The 21655-nt window shown below is 30.2% G+C and carries 11 protein-coding genes; 1 reads left to right on the top strand and 10 read right to left on the bottom strand.

The genetic code is table 11. The features are described from left to right. Nucleotide 1: 1 nt before the first annotated feature. The 5 genes from HXZ74_RS13755 to HXZ74_RS13735 form a co-directional block, all read right to left on the bottom strand. Nucleotides 2-223 (bottom strand): KTSC domain-containing protein, encoded by a 222-nt coding sequence (locus HXZ74_RS13755; RefSeq protein ID WP_286475867.1) that lies wholly within the window; start codon nt 221-223, stop codon nt 2-4. Beyond that, a complete protein-coding gene (locus tag HXZ74_RS13750; RefSeq protein ID WP_286475865.1) occupies nt 220-2001 on the bottom strand; it encodes an ATP-binding protein in 1782 nt (593 codons plus the stop codon). The genes HXZ74_RS13755 and HXZ74_RS13750 overlap by 4 nt, the downstream gene beginning before the upstream one ends. Then, complete coding sequence (locus HXZ74_RS13745) at nt 1988-3220, bottom strand: SIR2 family protein (protein ID WP_286475863.1); 1233 nt, start codon at nt 3218-3220, stop codon at nt 1988-1990. Before HXZ74_RS13745 ends, HXZ74_RS13750 begins: the two co-directional genes overlap by 14 nt. Before the next feature lie 772 nt (nt 3221-3992). Beyond that, nucleotides 3993-6872 (bottom strand): type I restriction endonuclease subunit R, encoded by a 2880-nt coding sequence (locus tag HXZ74_RS13740; RefSeq protein WP_286475861.1) that lies wholly within the window; start codon nt 6870-6872, stop codon nt 3993-3995. Between the two features lie 84 nt (nt 6873-6956). Continuing rightward, on the bottom strand, nt 6957-7880 hold the full coding sequence (locus HXZ74_RS13735; protein ID WP_180906027.1) for a tyrosine-type recombinase/integrase: 924 nt from the start codon (nt 7878-7880) through the stop codon (nt 6957-6959). A gap of 85 nt (nt 7881-7965) precedes the next feature. Here HXZ74_RS13735 and HXZ74_RS13730 point away from each other — a divergent pair, with 85 nt between their 5' ends. After that, nucleotides 7966-9132 (top strand): restriction endonuclease subunit S, encoded by a 1167-nt coding sequence (locus HXZ74_RS13730; RefSeq protein WP_280046159.1) that lies wholly within the window; start codon nt 7966-7968, stop codon nt 9130-9132. 3 nt (nt 9133-9135) lie between these two features. Here the strand turns inward: HXZ74_RS13730 and HXZ74_RS13725 are convergent, their stop codons facing one another. The 5 genes from HXZ74_RS13725 to HXZ74_RS13705 form a co-directional block, all read right to left on the bottom strand. Then, nucleotides 9136-10320, bottom strand: a complete 1185-nt coding sequence (locus tag HXZ74_RS13725; RefSeq protein ID WP_280046160.1) for a restriction endonuclease subunit S — start codon at nt 10318-10320, stop codon at nt 9136-9138. 46 nt (nt 10321-10366) lie between these two features. Next, nucleotides 10367-11926 (bottom strand): type I restriction-modification system subunit M, encoded by a 1560-nt coding sequence (locus HXZ74_RS13720; protein ID WP_180906029.1) that lies wholly within the window; start codon nt 11924-11926, stop codon nt 10367-10369. Between the two features lie 343 nt (nt 11927-12269). Beyond that, nucleotides 12270-12962, bottom strand: a complete 693-nt coding sequence (locus HXZ74_RS13715; protein ID WP_286475859.1) for an IS1 family transposase — start codon at nt 12960-12962, stop codon at nt 12270-12272. 202 nt (nt 12963-13164) lie between these two features. Beyond that, a complete protein-coding gene (locus tag HXZ74_RS13710) occupies nt 13165-13611 on the bottom strand; it encodes a hypothetical protein (RefSeq protein ID WP_286475857.1) in 447 nt (148 codons plus the stop codon). After that, complete coding sequence (locus tag HXZ74_RS13705; protein ID WP_286475855.1) at nt 13598-21430, bottom strand: toxin TcdB middle/N-terminal domain-containing protein; 7833 nt, start codon at nt 21428-21430, stop codon at nt 13598-13600. The genes HXZ74_RS13710 and HXZ74_RS13705 overlap by 14 nt, the downstream gene beginning before the upstream one ends. Nucleotides 21431-21655 lie beyond the last annotated feature (225 nt).

The raw sequence follows: 21655 nt of genomic DNA, 5'->3' as shown, positions 1-21655 counted from the left end.
ATTATTCCATTCTTTCGTAAGGATAAACGTTTTTAAAGCTCCTATTCAAATATGAACCGTGAGAAGGTGCTTCTAACAAATTTTGATATTCGTGTGCAGGAACACCTTTATAAACATAAAGGCTTCCGTTCAGAAATCTAACATAAACTTCTTGATTTTGTTCATCATAACCAATACTACCAATGTTTGACGAACTAACTGGGGTCATTTCTGGTAAACTCATATTTTATAATTTTTATTACGCCAAGATTTTAATAATTGTTTGTATTCTTTTTGTGCATCATCAATTTTTTCTAACCATTTTTCTGATGCTTTAGGATCTGAGCTTTTAGGAGCGTTTGCAATCTTAAAGAATTTCACGCGTGAAGGTATCTTTACTGCTTCTCCAGATATTAAGGCTTCTCCAGTTCTCAAACTTGGTAACAAATCTACCATACTTTGTAATTCATCTTGAACTGCAGAACGAATATGTCCTCTATCCTTAGAATTATTCATACGCAAAGCAATCATAGTTCCACATTGACTTAGTACAGTTTCATCTAATTCTGATGGTCTTTGTGTTACAAGAAATAATCCTACACCATACTTTCGTCCTTCTTTTGCAATCATTTGAACTGTTCGTGAAGATATTGAATGTTCTCCTGATTTCAAATAGCTATGAGCCTCTTCTAAAACAATAAGTAGAGGTTGATTTTTACCTCCCACTTTTGTATTGACGCCCCAAAATAATCCATCATAAATAATTTTCAAAAGTGTTCCAGATATTGAAGACATTATTTCGCTTGGAATTCCTGATAAATCTAAAATTGTTATTGGTAATTCATTTCCTAACCATTTCAAAAACATTGAATCTAAATCTTCCTCGGTTTTACCGTCTTTATCAGGAGTTAATTTGCCTGGTGAAAATAAAAAGCTATAACTACTGTCGTTTAGTTTATTTCTCATACTATCCAAAAAACTTAATAAACCTTTGGCTTTCTGATTTAAAAATGGTGCACTGTTTCCTAAACCAGCAATTGGATATTCATTTGATTTAAGCGTTTCAATATTACCTTCAGAAATTTTATCAGAAACTGTTATTCTATCGGCTTGAAATGTTTTTCTTTCAAAATCATCTAACTCAAACCAAAGTCTTTTTATGCTAAAAGGAATTGGGGAATCGGCAGTAATAGATTCCTTAGCAACTTCTATTTTATTATCTTCTGCACTTTTAATTTTAGCTTCTACAACTTTCTCTCTAATGTATTCTCTATTTTGATCTGTCAAGTTCCCTGAAAATATTTTCATCAGTTCATTAAATTGCAATGCCCAAAAAGGAATTTGCAGTTTATCATCATCATTTACCGAATTTACCTCTATCACTTTTGAGTATTTAGAAAGAGCGTCATTGTACTCTCCGTGAGGGTCAATTACCAAAATTCTTGAACTTGGAAAATCTCTGCTTGCAATGGATTGAAGCAATACCGAAACAGAATTAGATTTACCACTACCTGTGGAACCTACAATAGCACAATGTCGTGAAATAAGTTTATCCAAATCAATCTTGGCATCTAAGCTTTCTGATACACTAATATTTCCTACAGTGATTGAATTGGCTTCTTCATATCCACCATAGATAACATCAAGGTCATTGATTGTTACTAAATGAACTTTATCTCCTGTTGTCGGATATTGTGTTACACCTCTTTCAAATTTCTTTCCGACTTGCTCACCAGCTAAAACTATATTTATCCATCTTGTATTTTTCAAAACATCATAATCTTTAGCTACAGCCTCTCTTAAACTTTCAGGAATTGCAGCTGAACCTATTTGTGTTACAATCCCATAAAGGTTGGCATAACCAAGTGGAATTCTTACGAATGAACCTATTTGTCCTACGTGGTAAACAACACCATCTATAATAGGCATATTGGATTTAATATTATCAAACAATTTAACAGAAATACTATTCCCGCTAATACTATCTATTTCGCCTATCTCTGTTATTTTATTTTTTGACATTTTCTCCAAGCTTTTTGATTTCGTTATCACTTACCATAGAGTTTAGAAACGCAACAAGTTTACCGAAATCAGATAATATAAATTCTCCTTTACCTGTCCATTCATCATCTACCTTTTTATCGATAGTGAAATACATCTCCGTTTCATCATCTGCATTTGGAATATTTTTAAAACCCCATTCTCCATAGTTACAACCAATAACTGCACTACGTGAAGCATAAACAGAAACTTTAGGATTATCCAACCCTATCTTTGAGACATTGGATTTTTCATCAATTTTATCATACTTGTCAAATATTAAACCTATAACGTGTGATGTTGTATTTGTTTTTAATGCAGAAATAATACGCGAATTGATATGTTCATCTCCCCAAGAATAACCACACGTAATTAGTATAGCATCATCTTGTTTTAAAAAGTTTGATAATCTGTCTATCAAACTTTCATACGGTTGTTTTTTTGATTCTTTATATTTTAAAGTGGAAGGATAAATTAAAATGTCATCGTCATCAGGACTTACTCTTATTATCTTTTCTGTATCTTTATCATAATGCCAACCTAAAGAACCATGTATTTTCCAAAGTTTTGTCTGCTTTGATAAAAATGAAAAATCTTCAACTGATTCAGGATTAAAAAAAGCTCGAAGACTACCACAAAACCCATCATAATAAGGAATTTCTTTGTGCTCTAAGCCAAGTTCAAAAAGAAAATCATAATTAGTAGTGAAAATTTCAATAGGAAACTTCCTTTCGGCTTGACCAATCCAATTTGCAAAATCTGTTTGAACCAATTCACTAACTATATCTTTTGTTACTATTTTATCTTGTGTGTTTTTATGAACGCTTACTTTTTCCCTTACCCCTTTCTTAATTTCTTTTATTAAATCTGCAAAATCATCTTTGTTAAGAGAATTTAGTGTTCCTTTTCCTATAAATAATACTTTCTGCTCCAGATTTGATAATATTGTTTCTACGTTGAAACTTTTCTCTCCCAATTCATCCTTTATCTCATCTAAAGCGATCTTATATTTTTCTTGCAACTTTCCAATTTCTTCCACAATTTCGGATGTCATTTTTCCAATAGCAGGAACTGTAAGGGAATTTTCATTTTTTGTTGCTAATGAACTTCCTGCACCAAAAAGGAAGCCTATTTTCTTTTTATCAGAAATTAATATTTGCTGAATACCCCTTATATATTCTGATGGATCGTGATAAATCATAATTGTTTTAATATCTTATTTAGGTCAATAATGTTTAATTGACAACTTTGTTAACAAATCGCAATTATCACAAATATAACCAAATAAAAGCTCTCTCAGTTACGGAAAACCGTAATTGAAAAGAATAAAAAGTATGTATTATGTGATTAATTAGGTTTGAACTAAAAATTAGGTAAGTTATCCTAACTGAGATTAAGAAACATTTGCGAACCTATAAAATAAAAAGTTCTGAAAAATATAAGCACCTACTTATATTTTTTTAAAAATCTCTTATAAAGAAAAATGATATTTTTAAGAAAATAAATACTAAATAATATCAAAAATGGTACACTTTTTCTTCCAAAGGTACCATTTGTCGTTGCGGGCTGAAAGGTACTTCTGTCGAACATTTGATGTCATTTTTGACGTTTTTAAATAAACTTTGATTTTCAGATTTTCAAAAAATAATTCTATAAAACATAATGAAGAAAATGATATGATTTAAGAATAAATAAAAAATGGTACTCTTTGTCTTCCAAAGGTACCATTTGTCTTTGCGGGCTGAAAGGTACTTCAGTCGAAAATTTGATGTCGTTTTTGACGTTTTTAAATAAACTTTGATTTTCAGATTTTCAAAAAAAATATTCTATAAAATATAATGAAGAAAATGATATGATTCAAGAATAAATAAAAAATGGTACTCTTTGTATTTCAAAGGTACCATTTGTCATTGTGAGCTATAAAGATACCTCCGTCGGATTCTTAATTTTGTTATTGGGTAATTGTAAAAAGATCAATCCCCCGCAATGCCACTCACAAAAGTATCGATAAAGTCTTTTATTTTATTTAAAATACGATCACCCGTTTCTTTAAATTTCAAAATACTTGGCTTACCATCTTTTCGAAGACTTAAAAGCTCATCACGTAGTGGCTCTCGTTCGGTAAAGAGATAGTTTTCAATTAGTTTTTCAGTTTTTTCGAAATATAAATTTTCATCATTCACCAATTCTTGCATAGCCTTTTCTTGTTCGATATTCCAGAATTTTTCAAATTCTTCTGGAATACTATCTGAATCTTCAATGTGAGGTAAACTTTCCTGAATAAACTTTTCAATCAATTCTCTTTTACTCCTCAAAGAAACTTCAGTATTCAACAAATTAAAAATATCTTTTTCAATACTTTCCTTGTCTTTTGCACCGTGTTTCGAACTAAATTTTATAAGCAATTGCAAGATATAGGTAACATTAATCGTATCACGACGTATCAATTCCAACTCGAAATCAATATCATTAAGAATCGAAGTTTTTTGAACGTTCGTTTTTAGATTGATTGAATCTTTTAAATCTTGATATTTACTACTATATCCGTTGAAAAGGTCTTGATTTAAAGCTAAATCATCCCAAGTAAATTCGGAATAATGCCCTATCTTTTTCAATAAGCGCATTAAATCTCTAAATGACTTAATAAACTCTAATTGTTCTTCTTCGCTGTACAATTTATCTACGGAATTCACTTTTGGCGCAATGCTCATAAGCTTGCCAACAGCCATGTTAAATTGTTCGACATACTTCTCATATGGTTCCACAATAATTTCGGCAACGGCTTCTTTATTACTGAATAATGCAATGGCTTCGTCCGTCTTATCTTTCAAGTTTCGGAAACAAACAATATTTCCTTGCGTTTTATTTTTATCCAAAATGCGATTGGTACGGCTAAAAGCTTGAATCAAACCATGAAATTGCAAATTTTTATCAACATACAACGTGTTCAAATTTTTACTATCATAACCCGTCAAAAACATATTGGCAACCAATAAAATATCGGCTTCTGGTTTGGGATGTTTTGACTTTTTTGCAACTGCATTGTAATAATTATAAAAACCTTCGGTGTCTTTTATGCTCTGTTTCTCTCCAAATATTTCATTGAAATCTTCCACATATTTTTCCAACAATTCCCTACGATGCGGAATAACAAGTGTTCCGTATTCTGCTTGTGGTTCTGCAGCAACATTGAGTTGTACGGCAACACGCTCTTCAATTTCTTCCTCATTCTGAGCGTAACTAAAAATCGTAGTCACTTTCAAATTATGTTCGGCATTTAGCTTTTTACGCTTGAAAATTTCATAGTATTGAATAACCGAATCAATATCCTGCACACACATCATCGCACAAAAATTTCTACTTTGCGTCTTCTGATCGTGATATTGAATAATGTAATCAACAATAGCTTCTTTGCGTTCGGGAGCTTCGTAAACTTCGGTTTCGTTGATTTGCTCTACTTTCAAATCGACAATATGCTCTTTCTGTTTGAAAGTTTGAACATATTCCACTGAAAACTTCAATACATTTTCGTCTCGAATGGCATCTGTAATCACATATTTGTGCAAGCATTTTCCAAATAAACTTGCTGTGGTTTTCATGCCATCGGAATTCTTTTCAAGAATAGGCGTTCCCGTAAATCCAAACAACTGAATATTTCTAAAATAACCAACGATATTTTTATGTGTATCACCAAATTGCGAACGATGGCATTCATCAAAAATAAAAACCATTCTTTCATCCTGTATCGGCTTCATTTTCGAAATGTTTCTACCCGAAATTGCATTATTTAATTTCTGAATCGTTGTAACAATAATGCGAACATTGGGGTCTTTGAATTTTTGAATAAGATCATCCGTATTCGTCGCAGAACTTACTGAGCCTTTGCTAAATGTGTCGTATTCACGATTGGTTTGATAATCCAAATCTTTTCTATCCACCACAAAAACCACTTTTTTAATGGCTGGAATGTTAGACAAAATCTGACTGGCCTTAAAACTGGTCAGCGTTTTTCCACTTCCTGTTGTATGCCAGATATAACCGTTCTTTTCGATATTATAACCGTTCAGAATTTCGTTTTCTTTTACCTTTTTAATGATACTTTCAACCGCATAATATTGGTACGGACGAAGCACCATTAAGGCTTTCGCAGTTTCATTAAGAACAATATACTTGCAAATCATTTTACTGACATGGCATGGCTCCAAAAAAGCATCGGTAAATTCTGTAGTAAGATTATTTAACTGATTATTCTGCTCATCTGTCCAATGAAAAGTCTGCAAAAATTCTTGCGGATGAGAACCAAAGTTGCTGAAATATTTGGTATTCACACCATTACTTATGATGAACAATTGTACAAAATGAAACAAGCCTTTTCCCGCACCAAAACTATGTTTTTGATAACGGTTAATTTGGTTGAACGCTTCTTTTATTTCCAAACCACGTCGTTTCAATTCAATTTGTACCAAAGGTAAACCATTTATTAAGATGGTAACATCGTATCTATTTTCGTATTTTCCATCTTGTGTAATTTGATTGGTAACTTGATATTCATTTTGACACCAATGCTCAATATTTAGAAATTCAAAATACAAATTATCACCATTATCGCGGATAATATGATGTTTCTTTTCTCGTAATGTTTTTGCTTTTTCAAAAACAGAACCTTTAGTAAGGATATTCAAAACCTTTTCAAATTCACTGCCCGAAAATTGGATATGATTATGTTTCTCTAACTGTGATTTCAAATTTGACTCTAAAGCTTTTTCATCTTTAATGCTCACATATTTATATCCCAATTTTTGTAATTGTGAGACAAATTGTTCTTCTAATATTTGCTCGGATTGTTTGCTCAAAATAATTATGAATTAAGAGTTTATTTGGTTCTTTTAGTATATAGACAAATCTAATAAATAATCTCCTAATTCATAATCTAAAATTTATTTAAGTGCTTTGGACATTTGCTCAATTGCTTTTTTCTTTTGCTCTAAATTCGGATGAACATAAAGATTCAAAGTCGTACTGATGTTGGAGTGTCCAAGCAGCACACTTACTGTTTTATAATCGCAATTACTTTCAATGCAACGTGTAGCAAAACTATGTCGCAATCCGTGAAATTTCATTTCGGGAATCTCTAAATAACTCATCAGGTTTTTATAAAAACTTCGGTAAGTTCTAGGCTCTGTAGGTTTAGCATCGTTTGTTAGAACGAAAAAAGAAGGATTGACTATCTTTTTAATAGGTTTGATTAGCCTAATTAAATCTTTGTTCATAGGAATTTCACGGATGGAATTTTTTGTTTTAGGTGTGTCCAAAAGCAATTCTGTTTTTCGAACACCATCTTCAATCACATAAATTCGCTGTATGGTTCTATTCACATTAATAATCCCATTGTCTGTATCAATATCGTCCCAAGTAAGGGCACAAACTTCCCCAATGCGCATTCCTGAGCATAAACACATCAAAACGCCCAAATTTCGAAAAGTGAAATGCTCTTGAATGTGGTTCATGATTTTTTTCTGATGCGTTCTCGAAAGCACTTCCACGTGTTGGTTTTCACGTACTGTCGGATATTGAATTTCAAAAGCATCGTAAGCAATCCATTTGTTCTTTGCACCAAATTTCAGCACCATTTTAAAAACAATCAGAATGTCTTTAATCGTTTTCTGACTAAGCCCTGCTTCTAATTTTTTTAAAACAAAATTTTGTACATCCGCTTCTTCTACTTCATAATTTTCACCAAAAATTGGCAACAAATGATTTTCTAATAACAATACATACGCTGAATAGGTTGATTTCTTTACATAGTTCTTTTTGTCTGTTTTCCAAAGGGCCACAATTTCCTTAAAGTTTTTTTTGTCCATCTTTTATAATTTAATTAACAAAGGAAAACATTTAGAGATTGAAGATTGTTAATCTTTCAGATTTGAGATACAAAATGTTCCAAATTTGAGATTTCCTGAGTTTGAGGGAGAGTGGGAAACTAAGAAGTTGGGAGAGATTGCTACGTTTTCAAAGGGAAAGGGAATTTCTAAAAGTGATATAGAGGAAAATGGAATTATTGAATGTATAAGATATGGTGAACTCTATACGCATTACAGAGAAGTAATCAACGAGATAAAATCCAAGACTAATGTAAATCCATCAACTTTAGTCTTAAGTGAAAAGAATGACGTCATAATTCCTGCTTCTGGCGAAACAACAATCGATATTGCGACAGCTTCCTGTGTCTTGAAATCGGGCATTGCACTAGGTGGTGATTTGAATATTATTAAGACTAATAATAATGGAATCTTTTTGTCTTATTATCTAAACAGTAAAAAGAAAATGGAAATAGCTAATCTGGCGCAAGGTATTTCCGTAGTACATTTATATTCAAGTCAATTATCTTCACTTTCTTTGGCAATACCTAAACTTAATGAACAGAATAAGATTTCTTCTTTTTTGGCTTTATTGGACAAGAGAATCCAAACCCAAAGCAAAATAATAGAACAATTAGAAACCTTAATTAAAAGTGTTAGCCAAAAAATATTTACTCAAAAAATTAGGTTTAAAGAGTTATCTGATGAATGGAAATTAGTAAGCTTAGGAGAGGTCGGAGAAATAATTACGGGAAAAACACCTAGTACTAAAGATTTAGATTTATGGAGTGGAAATATTCAATTTGTAACACCAACAGACATAAAGGAAAATAAATATCAGCATTCAACAGAGCGAACAATTAAAAAAACTGATAAACTTAAAATTCTTCCGCCAAAAAGTATAATGTTTACTTGTATAGCATCAATAGGAAAAATGAGTTTATCTCTATATCCATCGGTAACAAATCAACAAATCAACAGTATCATTCCTCACTCGTATTTTAGCAATGAGTTTATATTTTATGCAGTAAAAAACATTGCTGAGATTATAAAATCTACACAAAGTACATCTACTATGCCTATTATTAATAAGACTGAATTTTCAAAATTCAAAATTTCTATTCCTTCATTGAAAGAACAAAATCACATAGCATTTTTTCTATCGAAAATCGATCAAAAAATAGAAACCGAAAAATTAGTTTTACAACAACTTGAAAAACAAAAGAATTATCTTTTACAGCAAATGTTTATATAAAATCTATACAAACATTTGCTGTAATAAAAACTTTTTCTGTTCCTTTAATTTTTGTAATAATTGATTCTCAACTTCAATTTTTGAATCAATCGAGGAAAGGAAATTAGCTATTTTGGTTTGTTCATCAAAAGAGGGTAACATAATTTCTAAATTTGAAAATATTGAAATCCAATGTCTTCCATGTCCACCTGTTTCATATGCAATCATTTGAATTGCTTCAAATAGAAATTTAATATTATTCTTATTTTTAGCTTTTAAAATTTTCATTGCAGATGATTTAGCTTTGAAAGGAAAATTAACAAATTGACTTGCAGTTGTAAAATCATCGAAAATAATAACTGGTAATTTCTCTTTTTCAAAAATTCCTTTTATTTCATTTGTATATCCTAAAACAAAAGTCTTTCCAGCTGTTACTACGGGGGTTTCAAAACTATTATCATATTCTGTACTTGTAACTAAATAATTTGTAGGTTGTTCATAATCTAAAACATCGCCCAATAAAATTTCTTCCCAATATGAAAAATCATTTCCATTATTATCTTTAAATCTAAACTCTTGTGAAAATATCTTTTTAGCAAACGTAGCTTTCGATGCAAGTAACTCCTTAATTATTTTGTTTTGGGTTGAGATTCTTTCGTCAATAAGATCAATAAAAGAAACTATTTTTTGTTGTTCTTGAACTTCCGGGAAATTAATTTTAATTCCTTTAATAATACCAGCACTTAAATTTTCTTGGCCTCCTTGATTACTTAAATCTCTTATCTCATCATATCTTTTTGTGAGATTTTGAAAAGCAAAAAGGGGATTGAGAACGTCATTATTTGTTGTTATTGCCCCACAAGCTTGATTTGTTGTCGCTTCAATATTTAATATTGCAACTTTACCTCTCGTTTTTCCTTGACCATACATGGCTATCAGTAAAGTACCTTTTGGAAATAGTTTTGCTGATGAATTAGTAAGCCCTTCTTCTGTTATATATTCGTCTACTTTCTCGATAAAGTTGAAATCAATTAAACTCGTAGAAACCCAAGGAATGTTGCCATTCCAGTAGGAAGAGGTAGATCTATTTGGAGTTCCACCTGAGGAAACAATTGCTACTTCCCCCAATTTCCTCGTTTTCCATTCGTCAGTAAACCCCGGAAATCTCAAATTTGGAACATTATCTACTTTTAATTTTTTATTTGTCATCTCGATAATTTAATTTTCGTTAGTAAAAACATTAAGGATAAAAAAATTAAAAAACAAGTCCTAATTCTTTGAAATACACATCAATTTCTTGATCCAACTCCGCTCGTTTAGCTTCCAAAGATTTGATTTCTTGCATTACTGCGTGAATATCAATTTCCTCTTCCTCTTCAAAAGTATCCACATAACGAGGAATATTAAGATTATAATCATTCTCGGCTACTTCTTGCAAAGTAGCTAAATGACTGTATTTCTCAATAGAAGTTCGGTTGCGATAGGTTTCTACAATTTTATCAATATGCTCATCACGAAGCATATTTTGGTTTTTCACTTTTTCAAAATCTTTGCTCGCATCAATAAACAAAATGTGATCTGGATCCTCCTTACACTTTTTGAAAACCAGAATACAAGTCGGAATACTCGTTCCGTAAAAAATATTGGCAGGCAAACCAATAACGGTATCCAAATAATTTTTCTGTTCGATCAGATATTTTCGAATATGCAATTCAGCCGCACCACGAAACAAAACGCCATGTGGCAATACAATCGCCATCGTTCCATTTTCTGCCAAATGATAAATCATGTGTTGTACAAATGCAAAATCAGCTTTACTTGCAGGAGCTAATTTTCCATATTGGCTAAAACGATCATCATTTAAAAATAAAGGATTCGCACTCCAATTTGCCGAGAATGGAGGATTTGCTACAATAGCCTCAAAAGGCATATCGTTTAAATGTTGAGGATTTTCAAGAGTGTCTTCCTGTTTAATATCAAATTTAAGATAATGAACTCCGTGCAAAATCATATTCATTCGAGCAAGATTGTAAGTTGTGCGATTCATTTCTTGTCCGAAGAAATTATTGACATCTTTCACTTCTTTGGCTACACGCAACAACAAAGACCCTGAACCACAAGTAGGATCATAAACCGATTTTAGACGATTTTTACCTGTAGTCACAATTTTTGCAAGTATCTTGGAAACCTCTTGTGGTGTATAAAATTCACCTGCTTTTTTTCCTGCACCACTCGCAAACTGACCAATCAAATATTCGTACGCATCACCTAAGACATCTAATTCTGTATCGTTTAGTTTAAAATCAATTTCATCTAAATGAACCAAAACTTTTACGATGATTTCATTTCTTGCCTCGGCAGTTTTACCCAATTTGGTACTGTTGAGATCCATATCTTCAAACAAGTTATCAAAGTCTTCTTCACTTTGAGTACCCATAGTACTTAATTGGATATTTGTCAAGATTTTTTGTAAATCTTCAAGAATAAATGTATCTGTATCACTATTTCCTCGTCGTGCAATTTCACTAAAAAGTTCAGAAGGTTTTAGAAAATAACCTAAAGTTTCTAAAGCTTCTTCTCTTACTGCATCGATGTATGCTTGACCTTCAGATGTATTTTCATTAATATCTATGAACTTAATTTTGTCTTCTTCTAAAATAGAATTGGCATAAATCTCCATTTTTTCTGCCAAATATTTGTAAAAAATAAATCCCAAAATATAATCTCGGAATTCATCAGCATTCATTTTACCACGTAGCGTATTCGCAATATTCCAAAGCTGTTGCTCTAATATTTTCTTTTGTTCTTCTGACATTTTAAATGAAATTTATGATTGAGGATTTATAGTCTCAAAAAGTAACCGCTAAAATAAGAAACAATAAAAGAAATTAAAAATATTTAAAATAAAGAAAAAATATAATAAAAATGAAGAAAAGCAAATAATAAGTAATAAAAAATGGTACTCTTTGTCTTCCAAAGGTACCATTTGTCTTTTCGCGGGCTGACAGGTACCTCTGTCGAACACTTGATGTTATTTTTAACCTTTTTAGATAAACTGTAATTTTAGGTTTTTTAAAGAATAATTTACAAGATTTATTTGAAGAAATATATTAATTGGTATTTCCTGTCTTTGTTAAGCATTCATTGTTTAACAAATCCTAACTCCAAAAATAAATAGTTAGAATTGCAGATAAGACATTCATATTTTTGGAATAACAAATTTTTTTTCGGTTTAATCGTTTCAAGTGAGTTCTTAAACTGAGATGATTTCTTTCAATATGATTGGTGGAACGAAAACGGGTTGAATGAAATTCCGAAGGAATTACGGAGCCGTATGTATTGAGTTTATCAGTATAAATAATTTTTGGTTTGGTTTTTATAATAGGAGTAAGTAATTTTTTCAAAATTTCTATTGTTCGATAACCAATATGAAAAGCATGAATTTTTCGGGTTTGAAGTGAAAATGTATAGGTAATCCAAATTGGTTTTAGACGTTTTTTGTGAAAAGTTCGAAGTTCATCTACTTGAAATTCTTTGTCTTGTTCGGTTATTTTAGGTGGAATTATTTTTGAAGCGATTTCTAAAATTCGTTTAAGTAGTGTGGTAGTCGAGATTTTTAAGTAACGAGCTGTACTTCTTATGCCCAAACCTTCTTTTGTCAGCTGAACAATATTGTAATTTATTGTTGTGAGATAAGCGTTGTAACTATATATTCCTACTCTTGTTTTTTGACAATTTTTACATTTATAACGTTGGTTTCCATTGCTCGTTTTACCATATTTTATTAATTTATCAGAACAATTGGAACATATTTTTGTTTGATAATCAATGATAAAAGTTGATTTTGTCATATATTGTTAATGATAAATTGTGTTAAAATAGTCTACCAACACATCTGATACACAAAGGTGTCAAATGAATTGATTTTCGCTGTTTTAAGAGTATAAAAATACTCAATAGTAGAGATTAGTCCACTATTGAGTAAAGTTATTTTATAGTTAAAATATTGTTTATATGCTTTTTACGAGTTACCAACACATCTGATACACTACCCTACCTAACAATTAATGCGTCAAATGTATAATCGTTTTCCGAAATATATTGTAGTTGAATGTTAATATTACTTTCTAATATAAAGTTCAATCCATAAAAAGTTTCGGAAGCACCAAACATTCCTTCAATTTCTACTATTTTTTTTCCTACTCGTAATTTCCAATAATCGCTATTTGTAACATTAATTGCCTCATTTGGTATTTGAGATTCATCAATAATATTGTAACCTATAGTAAATAGTTCAGTATTTGGAAAAAATTTAAAAACTTTCTGATTAGAAAACAGAATAAAAGTAATTCCGTCCGATTCTTCATATATATTTTTTTGTTGAAAATCTTCTTCTACGAAATCATCTAAAAATAATCTCCAAATCATTGAAAATGATTCACCTCTTAAATAGTTTAAAAGATATTTTATTTCTTCTGAAGTAATTTTATTTTTTTCCATTATAATTTATAAATGTGTCAAACTTTCCTGTGCTTCTTATAACTCTCACTCCTTGTTTTGTTTTTGGGTTATAATAATCAATTACTTGGACTCCTTGTTGAGTAATGTTAGTTTCATCGATTCGATTTTTTGAACTCATAACATCTTTAATTATTTTATTTACATTATTTTGAGTTGGTTTATCATACATACTGTAAGGTAAATCTCCTCTACCAATTTTTTTATTTAATGCTTGAATTCCTCTTTTTGTACTTCCTGTTCTTATTTCGCTAGAAGATAATATAAGACTTTCAATTGTCGGACTAGTAAATTTAGTAAATGATTTTCCCGCGACCTTTTTTGTAGCATAGAGTATAGCCACATTACCAGCTACATATCCAATTCCTTCTGGAGTCTGTAAATCTTCTAAAACTTTTCCTGAAGCAATATACTTCCCTTGGCTATCTGCTTGAGCAACTATACCAGTTGCTAATTTATGAATTTCTTGTTGATCTCCAGTAGTTATTGTCCAAGACATTTTAGCACTTTCCACAACTCCATTTAAAGCATCCTTGCCAGAATTATATACTCCATTAAAAAATTGTGTAATTGTTTCACCCGCTTTAGCTAAATCTTTTATACTAGCATTTGAACCACGTATTGTAGGAGATTTTACCTGTTTTCCATTTGGATCTATGTACACTATCGGATTTTGATAAGTATAACTATATACACTTAAATTTTGTGGATTGAATACACCTCCATTGTGTTGACCTTCTACATAATGTTCTGTTTCTTGTACAGGATTCCAAAGTGCAATAGGATCAACAGACAGCCAATTACTAATTCTTGGGTTGTAATAGCGTGCTCCATAATAATACAATCCAGTTTCGGTATCCAACTCTTTTCCATTAAATTTATATGGACTATCTAATGAACCACTTAGTTTTTGTTCTGCCATCGTTTCTCCGAATGGTAAATTTAAGAAAAATTGATAAGCATTTCCAAAACCATCACTAATATAAGATGAAGAACCTAAATGATCTGGATGGAAATAGTATATTGATGATGCAATAGATGAATCTCCTGGATTACCAGGCGCAGCCAATGCTTCTTGGTTAAGCTCTCCGATACCTACTTCATTCGCTACAATTTGTACATCATTGTATTGCAACTCTTTCAATTCTGTTTCCTCTATTCCACCAAACTGAAGCGTGTTAAATATACTTGCGTTACCAGCCACTTTGCTTATGATACGCTTAGATCCTTCGTAATAATGTTTAGTAAACTGACCTGAAGAATTGATACTAATGTATGCACTTGGATAGGTTGTGTAATTATTAAGTGTAATACCTCCGTCAACAGGTAAACCATTTTCATACAGTTGTTTGTAAGATGTTTCTGCTTTTAGAATTCTTTCACCAGAAGCATCATATATGTAATGATAAAGTGATTGGTTATCTCTTACTGTTGAACGCAGTCGGTTGCTTTCATCCCAAAAATATGACCAATCTGCATCAGTGTTAACATGTTTTAGAATGTTTCCATTTGTATCATAACTAAAAGTTTCACTTTCTCCTTTATTATTACCTTTTGAGATACTATTTATCTGGTGAGGTTTTCCTATTTTATAGGTATAATCATTTGTATAATTATTTTCTTCAACTGTTAATCCATTTTTTGAATGTGTTTGTTTCTTTTGTGTGATATTATGCAAATTATCATAGCTCATCGTCAAATTATACTGAGCATTAGAATCACCTATTTCTAATCTTCCATTGTAACCTAACCAACTTCCTGTAGAAGTTATAAGTCGATTTAAATTATCGTACGAATAATTAAATGAATATGAACCACCAGCTTTATTGGATAGAATAGCAGCTGAATTTTCTAAGCTGGTAATATTCCCCACTTTATCATACGAGTAAGTGTTATTCAACATTATTTCATTATTTGCTTGCTTTACTTGCATATTTTGGAGTAATAACAAACTTGGATCAAACGCATAAGTACTTATTGTGTTGTTTCCATATTGAATAGCTGTTCTTTGTTCGTAAAGATTATATGAGATTCGTTTCACATATTCAGTCACTATATTTGAAAGTTTTCCTTCAATATGATTAAGATTACCACCCAAATCATAATCATATGTAACTTCTTCTTTATCTGGATAAGTAAGTTTTTGTAGACGATTCCAACTATCGTATTCATATTGAGTTACAAATTTTCTGGTAGGTAAATTATTTGCAACTATTGTACGGGTTGTCTTGGTTAATTCACCTAAAGCTCCGTATTCAAATTCTTGAACTCCAGTAGCATCAGTTTGTTTGATAAGTTTTCCTTTTCCATTTGGAACTGTTGTTGTTTCGCTTCCATATTGATAACTTACATTATTTAAGTTTTTCGTAATAGACATTCCATTGATAAGTGGAGGATATGTGATTGCTATTAGGCGATTTAATTGATCATATTTATAATTTATAAAATTATTGTTTTTTAATAGATTAGGAGTTTGCATTTTTATTAGGTTCCCCACAGCATCATACCAAAATTCACTTGTACCTGCATCTGGATGCTCTAATTTAACTCTTCTTCCTAATTGATCATAAGTACTTTGAATAATATTTTGATTGTTATCTATTGTTTGTAATAGTTGTCCAATTGCATCATACTTATATTTTGTCCAAATTGCAGTAGAAGCTCCTAATACATTTTTAATTGATGTAATATTTCCATCTAAATTAACAAATTGTTCTTTCGTGATAATATTTGTATCATTTTGTTTAGTTGTTATCGTTGATTTTATCTGTTTACGATTAAAAGCATCATTACCTAAAGTAAAAATTGAGTTAGTATTATTTCCTTTAGGATCTGTAACTTGAGTAACTCTATCTAATTCATCATAAGTTGTCTTAGTTGAATACAAGGTTGTTACACTTGATATCTTTGAATTTATAGCACAAGATTTTTCTTCAGAAGAAGGATGAAATTGTTCTATTTCACGACCATATTGATCATATATAATCTTACCAGAAATTGACATACTTTCATTAGACACTAAATTATACAAGTCTCTTAAATCAATATCTTTTTTAGCTTGAACAACTCGTCCTAAACCATCGCTGAAAGTATAGGTTTCTATATCGTTTGTAGGATTTTCTATATCAAAATGTTTCGTTATAGAAAACGGTGTAAAATCATTCAAACTTACACAACTCAATCCTTTACCGCTATATTGATTATAATTTGGAAAATATTCAAACTTTATTGTATAAGGTTTATTTGATTTTATCTCATTAGGAGATTGAACTAATTCTAATCGTCTAAATTTATCATAAGTGTAATTTATTAATTGAGAATTAATGTCTTTAGAAACCAAAATTTGACCAAATTTATAATCGTATGTAGATTCAGAAGTGTATAATCCATCAAATATTTTTATTAAATATGTATTTAAAATAGAATCATATGTATACGTAATTTTTTTCTTTTGACCATTCAAATTTACAGGAGAAGTAATTGATGCCAAATTTCCATATTGATCATACGTCATCTCAGAAATCGCGTTAGAATCGTTTCCTTCACTATCTGTATAATTTAATTTTATTGTTCTAATTTCTCCTGTTATATCATTAATATTTTCGGTATTCCTACTTCTTAAAATTTTTGAAGTATTAGCATCTTTTACTATTATTGATTTTGGAATTGAAATAATATTTTTATTAATTAAAGTTGAAATATCATGATAAGTAATTTCTGATATATAGTCGTCATCTGTATAAGCAACGTCTCCTTTATTCTCTACTTTTATTATTCTAGCATACTTATCATAAGTAAATAATTGTTTTGTCTGAATAGGTGATGATGTTAATTCATATAAAAAATTATTTTCTTCTTTCAATAATACAACGGCTGTACTTCGACCTTCATTACCTTGTTGATCAAAAGTTAAAGGAAGTGTTGTTGATAGATTTACAAAATTATTCTCGATTTTTCTTAATTCATAAACATTAGAATTTTTTTGAAAAATTTTATTTGTTGGGATTGAGGTATAATTTGGATCGCTTGTATTAGTATAACCTCCTTTAATCACATAACTTTCTTTCAAAAGTCCTTTTAAATAATAATTCTGATTATAAAATCTTGAAATTGAAGTTCGGTAAGCTTTAGAATCTACTTCACTATAATTTGAAATATTAGAATTAGGTAAAAGATCAATTGACTTTATTGTTTCAAAACCATAGAACTCACGTTCTCTTCTATCATAATAACCTTTCTCATATTTATAAAATTTCTGATAAATAGGTGAAGGTGTTTCAATATAAGATTTATCAAAAACAGTAACTCTACTTAATACTCTTTTAGTAATAGGCATTTCATAAGTATTCCCTTCAACAGTAAAATCAATTGTAAAACTTCCTTTTAGAGGTGTATTTACCGCTTTAAGAAGATTTGTTCTACCTATAGCAGAAGGATATACAGTTATTTGATTATTGTTTGATTCTAAAAAGTCTGGATAACCATCTCCATTGAAATCACTAATTGATTTTAATGTTTTGTTAGTCGATTGACCTGCATTTCCAGTAACTGACACACAAACAGGTTTAATTGTTACAAATATTAATGGTATAATGATACAAACTGTACCACTGGCATTAACAGAAGAATTAACAGTTGAGGAGTTATTACTTAAATTTAATTTTACATCTGTATTTTGTCTCCAATTGATTAATTCTCCAAATTTATTTCCATTATTTAATTTAACATTTAAGCCTTTATCTGTAGAATACACTAAATCAGGTAGACCATCTCCATTCATATCAATTAAATCTACTTTTGATCCAGCAGAAGTTTTAGATAATGATACACCAGCTTCTATGCTTCCTCCCCATAGACTTACACCTAAACCAGCACCTATTGATTCATTCTCTGTCTGATTTAAAATTAAGCCTGGCCAAGTTGTTGTTAAAAAATTTAAATTATCTCCGATATTTAATTTTACTTGTCCATTTGAATAAACTTTATCTGGTAAACCATCACCATTAATATCAATCCAAATTTCTTTTTCATCACCATTTCCTTTAGAAAAAGAGCCATTTATACCAATACCAGAGCCATTACCTCCATTCTTCGTATGAAAACTTACACTGTTTTTACCAGTTCCTTTTGTATCTCCTGTTGTATTGCCACTTGTTAGTCGCTGACTTCCCCCACCAGAAATTCCTTTATTACTTGAATCCACGTAATTAAGATTTCCTAATGGATTGTTAATTGGATCTTGAAGTCCTCCAATTGGTTTTGTCAATTGACTCTTACTATTTGTAATAATATCTGGATATTGATCTCCATTTATGTCAAAATAATCTGATAAAGAGGTATTTTTACCTTCACTTCCTGATTTACCAAAACCAAAAGCCCCAAGCGCCCATGACTTACCTTCTCCTTTGTTAATCTTATCAATAGCATAAGCCCCAGTTTTCATTTCTCCTTGGTAGAAAATTTCTTCAGTGGAGTCATTATTTTCTTCATTTTGATTAGGATTAGAGAATGTCCAGTTTACATTCATTTTAGTATCAGATAAAAATATATCATCTTTAAAACCAATCCATTTCTCATCAAAATAATTAGAAGAATTTAATTCTCGCTTAGGCGTTAATGCTACTAAAACCTGATTATATCTTGGATCATCTTTAATATTGTTATAAAATGCTTCCATTTCTTCAATGGATGAAAAACCATTTTCAGGAATAGTAGGTATTATATCTTCTTCTTTTATATCTGAGTTAAATTCTTGACTATAATTAATAGAATTATCAATTAATCTTATTCCATTAGAATCAATAGGAGTATGTGTACTTGCTTTCTCTGGATTATACAAAAATTGTCCCCAATTTAGATGCATAGGTCCAAAGTTAGAAGTTTCTGAATAATAACTTTTTGCATTAAAAGTTTGAACAATATCGCCAACAGCATTATCATTCAAAGCTAAAATGCCAGTAACAATATTACATTGTAAATAATTTTTTAATAATCTTACAAGACTATTACTCTCAGAATTTAATGGATATATTCCAACTTCAAATCTAATTTTATTAAAATTATTAATATTATTAACATCTCCATTAAATAGCCCCATTTGTCTTTTATCCATAAATACTGAACCATTCTCAATTGTTATTAATCTTTTTCCTAATAAGTTACCATCTAGATTTTTAACAACAAACATAAATTTTCCTTTTTCGTTGGTTAAATTTAGGTTTGTTAAGAAATTTGTGAAATCTAAATAAAAGGTTCCAGACTGTTTAAGTTTAATAAAATTACTTGCATCAAAAGCTTTATGATAAATACTGTAATCCGCAATTGGAAATAAAGATATAAGTTTTGAAGATTCAGAATCTGTATACGTTAACTTAGGTTTCCAATCTACTAATTTCCAATTTACATTAGAATCTGAAAAAACTTTAAAGTAAAAAGATGTTATTCTTGAATTATTAACCGAAATATTACTTAAATTATTAGGAGCTGACAATGCAGATGTACTTCCATAAAGTACTTTTTTTGTGAATAATATATTATCAGATAAAATATCTCCTTCGGTGTTTCTTTCAACCTTATGTATCTCAAAAGTCACATCGTCCGTTAATACAGGTATATTTATTGATGGCCATGAAATATTGACATTAGTAGTATTCTGAACATATGTCTCTTTTTTACTTGATAAAATAAATGCTTCTTTAAATGAAGAATTTTCAGGAAACGAAATCCCATTAGCATCTTTTGTAATTAACGTCTCATTATTTATAGGAATTTCAGCTATTTTTGGATCCCAATCAACTAATTTTAGTTCATCTTCTTTATCACCATGTAATCTAAAATAAATTATATTTCTCTCTACAAAAGGACTTTTATGTTGAAAAACTAGTCCTGTACATCCTAAAGGTAAATTACTAAAATCGGTAGAGTTAGATAAAATTAAATTCAAATCTAATTCTTTATCTAAAGAATTTAGTTCTTTATAGAAAATACGACAGTTTTGTGAGGTCAAAGGGTTAATAACTTCAATTGTAGCTAAAACTTTAGAATTAGGAGTTTTAGGAGTAAATGATAACTTTCCTTTGATAGATAATCCTTTTTCTAAAGGATTGTCTATTAAAGGATATCCCCAAACTTTAACTAAATCATAGACAACTCCATCTTTTATAGGTTGAGTTATTTCTGGAGGCAATGTCATTCCTGTTTTAGCAAAAATTAGTAAGTTAGGAGTTCCTAAACTAGAAGGAGTGAATGTAGGTATTCCATTTTCTAATCTATTAAAATAAACGACTCCATTATTGACTACATCTACTAGCATATCACCATTAGCATCTGTCATATATACATTTGTTGTACTTTTTGATTTTGTCCAATTTATACCTGCTGTTCCTCCAGGAAAATTAAATTGAAAACCTATTGGAGTTGTATTTTCATCCTTTGATAAATAAATATTCCCTATGTTATTAATAGGTTTATAATCACTAAAGGTATGTGAATAAGTTGTATTATCTGAAGAAACAATATGTGTATTAGAATTTAAACTTGCTCGATTGATACTATGTTTTCTATAGTACATCTGACCATTCCTTCTGTATAATTTATCTTGTAAGCCATCTCCATCAATATCAACTAATGCAACAAAAGCGTGACTTTTACCTCCTCCTAAATCAAAAGAAGCTCCTATAGTTGTTTTTCTATTTACAGGATTCTTTCCAATACCAATTCCTAAATAACCACCAGCATTCCAACTTGAAGAAATACTACTTCCTAAAGCAGTTCCTTCGGCAGAAAAACCAACTTTATTCAATATAAAATTATTGTTAGGAAAAGTAGTTAAATTATCTGTATTTACTTCTGGATCTGAAAAATATCTACTTGTTGGATTAGAAGGTATTGGTATAACACCAATTACATCTTTTCCTAATGAAATATCATCATAATAATCAAATCTATGGTTGGATATGCAAACAAAAATAGGAGTATTAGTTAAGCTACATTTTTATAACTAATTTTTTGTTGATTAAATTCTTCA

Source organism: Empedobacter sp. R750 (genome assembly GCF_030324345.1).
In the GTDB taxonomy this organism is placed as follows: Bacteria; Bacteroidota; Bacteroidia; order Flavobacteriales; family Weeksellaceae; genus Empedobacter; species Empedobacter falsenii_C.
Note: the sequence above shows the minus strand (reverse complement) of the source record. Positions and strands in the feature narration are given on the sequence as shown.

What these genes read in the sequence shown, in the direction of transcription:
- HXZ74_RS13755 (WP_286475867.1), bottom strand. Translation starts at nt 223, where the DNA reads ATGAGTTTACCAGAAATGACCCCAGTTAGTTCGTCAAACATTGGTAGT.
- HXZ74_RS13750 (WP_286475865.1), bottom strand. Translation starts at nt 2,001, where the DNA reads ATGTCAAAAAATAAAATAACAGAGATAGGCGAAATAGATAGTATTAGC.
- HXZ74_RS13745 (WP_286475863.1), bottom strand. Translation starts at nt 3,220, where the DNA reads ATGATTTATCACGATCCATCAGAATATATAAGGGGTATTCAGCAAATA.
- HXZ74_RS13735 (WP_180906027.1), bottom strand. Translation starts at nt 7,880, where the DNA reads ATGGACAAAAAAAACTTTAAGGAAATTGTGGCCCTTTGGAAAACAGAC.
- HXZ74_RS13725 (WP_280046160.1), bottom strand. Translation starts at nt 10,320, where the DNA reads ATGACAAATAAAAAATTAAAAGTAGATAATGTTCCAAATTTGAGATTT.
- HXZ74_RS13720 (WP_180906029.1), bottom strand. Translation starts at nt 11,926, where the DNA reads ATGTCAGAAGAACAAAAGAAAATATTAGAGCAACAGCTTTGGAATATT.
- HXZ74_RS13715 (WP_286475859.1), bottom strand. Translation starts at nt 12,962, where the DNA reads ATGACAAAATCAACTTTTATCATTGATTATCAAACAAAAATATGTTCC.
- HXZ74_RS13710 (WP_286475857.1), bottom strand. Translation starts at nt 13,611, where the DNA reads ATGGAAAAAAATAAAATTACTTCAGAAGAAATAAAATATCTTTTAAAC.